This is a genomic window from Protofrankia sp. CiP1_Cm_nod1 (assembly GCF_920888515.1).
Taxonomy (GTDB): domain Bacteria; phylum Actinomycetota; class Actinomycetes; order Frankiales; family Frankiaceae; genus Protofrankia.
In genome coordinates this window covers 1-3762 of the sequence record NZ_CAKKTM010000327.1, presented here as the reverse complement: position 1 = coordinate 3762, position 3762 = coordinate 1, and the positions used below count along the sequence as shown (strand labels likewise).

The following is a 3762-nucleotide window of genomic DNA, read 5'->3' as shown; positions in this document are numbered from 1 at the left end:
CGCCGGGCCGGGCTACGGGCAGCCGGCGCCGGGCCATGCGCAGCCCGCCGGGTACGGTCCGGCCGGGGGCGCCGGCGGCGTCCCGCCCCAGCCGACGCCCGGCGGGTTCGGGCCGACCGAGATCCTGCCGTCCCAGATCCAGCCGGTGGCGCCGGGTGCGCTGAACAGCCTGAGCCCCTACCGGGAGGTCCCCGCGGCCGGCCGCTGGACGCAGCAGAACGGCAAGCTGGTCCGGGCCACCCTCGGCCAGGGGCCGGAGGTCCTCGCCCTGCGCGGGTCGATGGTCGCCTACCAGGGCGACATCGACTTCGACTACAAGAGCTCCGGCCTGCGCGGGCTGATAGAGAACAAGCTCACCGGGCAGGGCCTGAAACTCATGACCTGCAAGGGCCGCGGCGAGGTCTTCCTCGCCCAGGACGCCAGCGACCTGCACATCGTCGAGCTCAACGGCCAGTCGCTGTGCGTCAACGCGCGGAACATCCTGGCGTTCGACAGCTCCCTGCGCACCGAGGTCAGGCGTATCGAGAGCCCCGGCATCCCCGGGGGCGGCTTCTTCCACTTCGAGGTGTCCGGGCAGGGGACGATCGTGGTGATGACCAAGGGGACGCCGATGACGCTGACCGTCGCCGGGCCGACGTTCGCCGACATCAACGCCCTGGTCGCCTGGACGTCCGGGATGCGGGTGAGCGTGTCGACCCAGGTGCGCATCTCCCGGCAGATCTACTCCGGCAGCAGCGGCGAGTCCCTGGCCCTGCAGTTCATGGGTTTCCAGGGGCATTTCGTGGTCGTCCAGCCGTACGAGGTCTAGAGGTCCAGCTGCCGTGTGTGACGTTCTGGCCCGGGCCGAAAAAGCGCGCGAGCATGTTCTCCGCCGCGGCTTCGACGGCTCTCTGACCGTGGAAAGGAGGCGGCCGTGTACGGAACACTGATGGATCATTTCGGGCAGACGCAGATCATGGACCGGATGAGCAGGCACGGTTCCAAGATCGTTAAAGTGGTCATGCAGCCCGGGCAGGACCTGTTCGCCCGGACCGGATCCATGATCGCCTATGAGGGACTGATCGACTTCAACCCGCAGCCCCCGCAGCTCGGCCGCATCGCCTCCTCGTGGGCGACCGGCGAGGGCGTGCCGCTGATGACCGCGACCGGTCAGGGCCTGCTCTACCTGGCCGACTACGGCAAGGAGGTCATCGTCGCCCAGCTGGCCGGCGAGGGCCTGTCCGTCAACGGCAAGAACATCCTCGCCTTCGACGCCAGCCTGCAGTGGGGGATCGAACGTGTCCGCGGGGTCAGCATGCTCTCCGGCATGGGCATGTTCAACGTGGTCATCCGCGGCCACGGCTGGGTGGCGATGACCGCGAAGGGCAGCCCGGTCGTGCTGGACACCCGGGAGGCGCAGACGTTCGTCGACACCGACGCGCTCGTCGCCTTCACCGACGGCCTGCAGGTCCAGCCGCGGCGGACGGTCCGCCTCGGCGGACTGATCGGCCGCGGCTCCGGTGAGGCGTTCCAGCTCGGCTTCTCCGGCCAGGGCTTCGTCGTGGTCCAGCCCAGCGAGGACGAGCGGCCGAACTTCTCGGTACGCGGCTGACGCGGCTGACGCGGCTGACGCGGCTGACGCGGCTGACGCGGGTGATGTGAGTGATGCGGGTGCCACGGCTGGTGCGGACGGTGCGCGGGGCCGCTCCGGGGGCCGCGTGTGACGTGCCGGCCGCGCACGGGCGGGAGCTGCCGGTGACGCGGCGTCCGGCCTACTGCGCGGCACGCCTGGGTGAGAGGATTCGATGATGAGCCACGGTGGATTCGGCGGTCCGCCCGCGGGCGGCTACCCCGGCGGCGCAGCTTCCGGTGGATATCCTCCCGGTGGATATCCGCCTCCGCCCGGTCAGCCGGGCGGCTACCCGCAGCCACCCGGCCAGCCCGGCTACCCGCCAGCCGGCGGCCAGCCGCCGGGATACCCACCGGCCGGGTATCCGCCTCCTGGCGGGGCACCGGGCGGCTACCCGGGTGGGCCGGGCGTCCCACCCGCTCCACCAGGCCCGCCCGGCGGCCCGGCGGGCGGCATCCGCGGCAGCCTGCTCGGCAACCCCGAGGTGCAGTCCCAGGAGCGTTTCACCCTGCAGAACGGCAAGATGCTCAAGGCGACCCTCGGCGCCGAGGGGATGCGGGAGTTCTACGCCCGCAAGGGCGCCATGGTCGCCTACCAGGGCGGGGCCACCTTCGACGCCCACTGGGAGGGCTGGGGCCGTCAGTTCCGGTCGCTGTTCCAGGGCGGCGAGGGCCTGAACCTGATGAAGGTCTCCGGCGGCGGCACGGTCTTCCTCGCCTACCAGGCGCAGGACGTGCACATTCTCGACCTGCGCGGGGACGGGCTGTCAGTGGACGGCAAGAACGTCCTCGCCTTCGACGCCGGCCTGCACTGGGACGTCGTCCGCATCGACTCCCAGGTGTCGATCGCCGGGGCCGGCAGCTACCAGGTGGAGCTCTCCGGCAACGGCAAGGTCGCGGTCGTGACGTCGGGCGCCCCGCTGGTCATGCACGTCACCCCGCAGAACTACTACTTCGCGGACGCCGACGCGGTGGTCGGCTGGTCGTCGAGCCTGCAGGTGTCGATGCAGGCGGCGGTCACCTCGTCCTCGGTGTGGCGGCCGCGCGGCAACACCGGGGAGAGCTGGCAGATGCAGTTCTCCGGGGACGGGTACGTCATCGTCCAGCCCTGCGAGCTGCTGCCGCCGTACAACGCGCTCGCCAACGCCGGCCTCGCCGGGCACTTCGGGCTCGGCGAAGCCGGTTTCGCCGGCAACCAGCTCCAGGGCCACCGCGGCGGCCCACCGGGGCACGGAGGGCACGGAGGGCACGGCGACGGTGGCCTCGGCGGAGCGCTCGGCGGCCTGTTCGGCAACCAGGGCGGTCGCGGCGGTCTCTTCGGCGGTCGATAGCCGCAGGGTTCGGCCGTTGGTCGCTCGGGCGGCTCAGCCGTCAGCCGTCAGGGCCGCGGCGGCACGCTCGGCTTCTCGTGCTGCCCGGCCCAGCAGCCCAGCTCTCATCCACCGTACGGTTCTCGGCCGCGAGAATATTCGATCATGAGAATGAGTACGTAAACGGCTGCCATAACGACCGCTTGTTTCCTCGTTCTCGTGATCTGAAGGTCTTCGGTGGGGGATATGTCCGGTCGACGTTGATATGAACGTGTGTTGTCGGGATGACCTTTCAGGTGCTGGGGGAGCCAGGTCTTCCGGGGTAGCGCGGGGATTTGCAACGAAACCGTAACGACGTCCCGGACAACCTGCGGTTCTGGTCTCGGAGTAGGGCGTGGGATTGCAACCCGGGCGGGTCCGGACTCGTCGTACCTGGTGTGGGGCAGCTATCTTCTCGGCGTACAGATTCCGGACGCGGTGACCACGGCTTCGTGTTCCGCTCGGCAGCCGACGGCCGTGTGCGGCCGGAGCGGCGGGCGCGAGAGCGGGCGGCGGAGCGGGTGGGGGTCCGCATGAGCAGCCGGCGGCGCGCGTCCGGCTGGGGGGCCCGGCTGTGGGCGAAACCGTGGCTGGGGACCAGCGCCGGGATCCTCGGGGCCGCGCTGATCGGCTGCTCCCTGTATCTGTATGCCATCGGGGATGGGCGGAGCGGCGGTGCGAACGACCAGGCAGCGGTGCTCAGCGCCGTTGCCCCGCCGCGTGCCACCCCGTCCACCCCTGCGGGGCCGCTCCCCGGCGCCGCGCCACCCACCTCGGCCGCCCCGCCGTCCGCGCCGGTGGGCGC

The 3762-nt window shown here is 71.2% G+C and carries 3 protein-coding genes and 1 pseudogene; all 4 read left to right on the top strand.

Translation table 11 applies throughout. From position 1 onward, the window contains the following. A partial coding sequence (locus NBX02_RS14855; protein ID WP_250291805.1) for an AIM24 family protein occupies positions 1–808 on the top strand: 808 nt, incomplete at its 5' end. Between the two features lie 105 nt (positions 809–913). Continuing rightward, complete coding sequence (locus tag NBX02_RS14850) at positions 914–1591, top strand: AIM24 family protein (RefSeq protein WP_250287392.1); 678 nt, start codon at positions 914–916, stop codon at positions 1589–1591. Positions 1592–1787: 196 nt separating this feature from the next. Then, complete coding sequence (locus NBX02_RS14845) at positions 1788–2939, top strand: AIM24 family protein (RefSeq protein ID WP_250287394.1); 1152 nt, start codon at positions 1788–1790, stop codon at positions 2937–2939. A gap of 551 nt (positions 2940–3490) precedes the next feature. Further along, positions 3491–3762: pseudogene (locus NBX02_RS14840) on the top strand (hypothetical protein); the annotation flags it as partial.

Bases quoted from the DNA above. Each gene is read 5' to 3' on its own strand.
- NBX02_RS14845 (WP_250287394.1), top strand. From the start codon at position 1,788: ATGAGCCACGGTGGATTCGGCGGTCCGCCCGCGGGCGGCTACCCCGGC.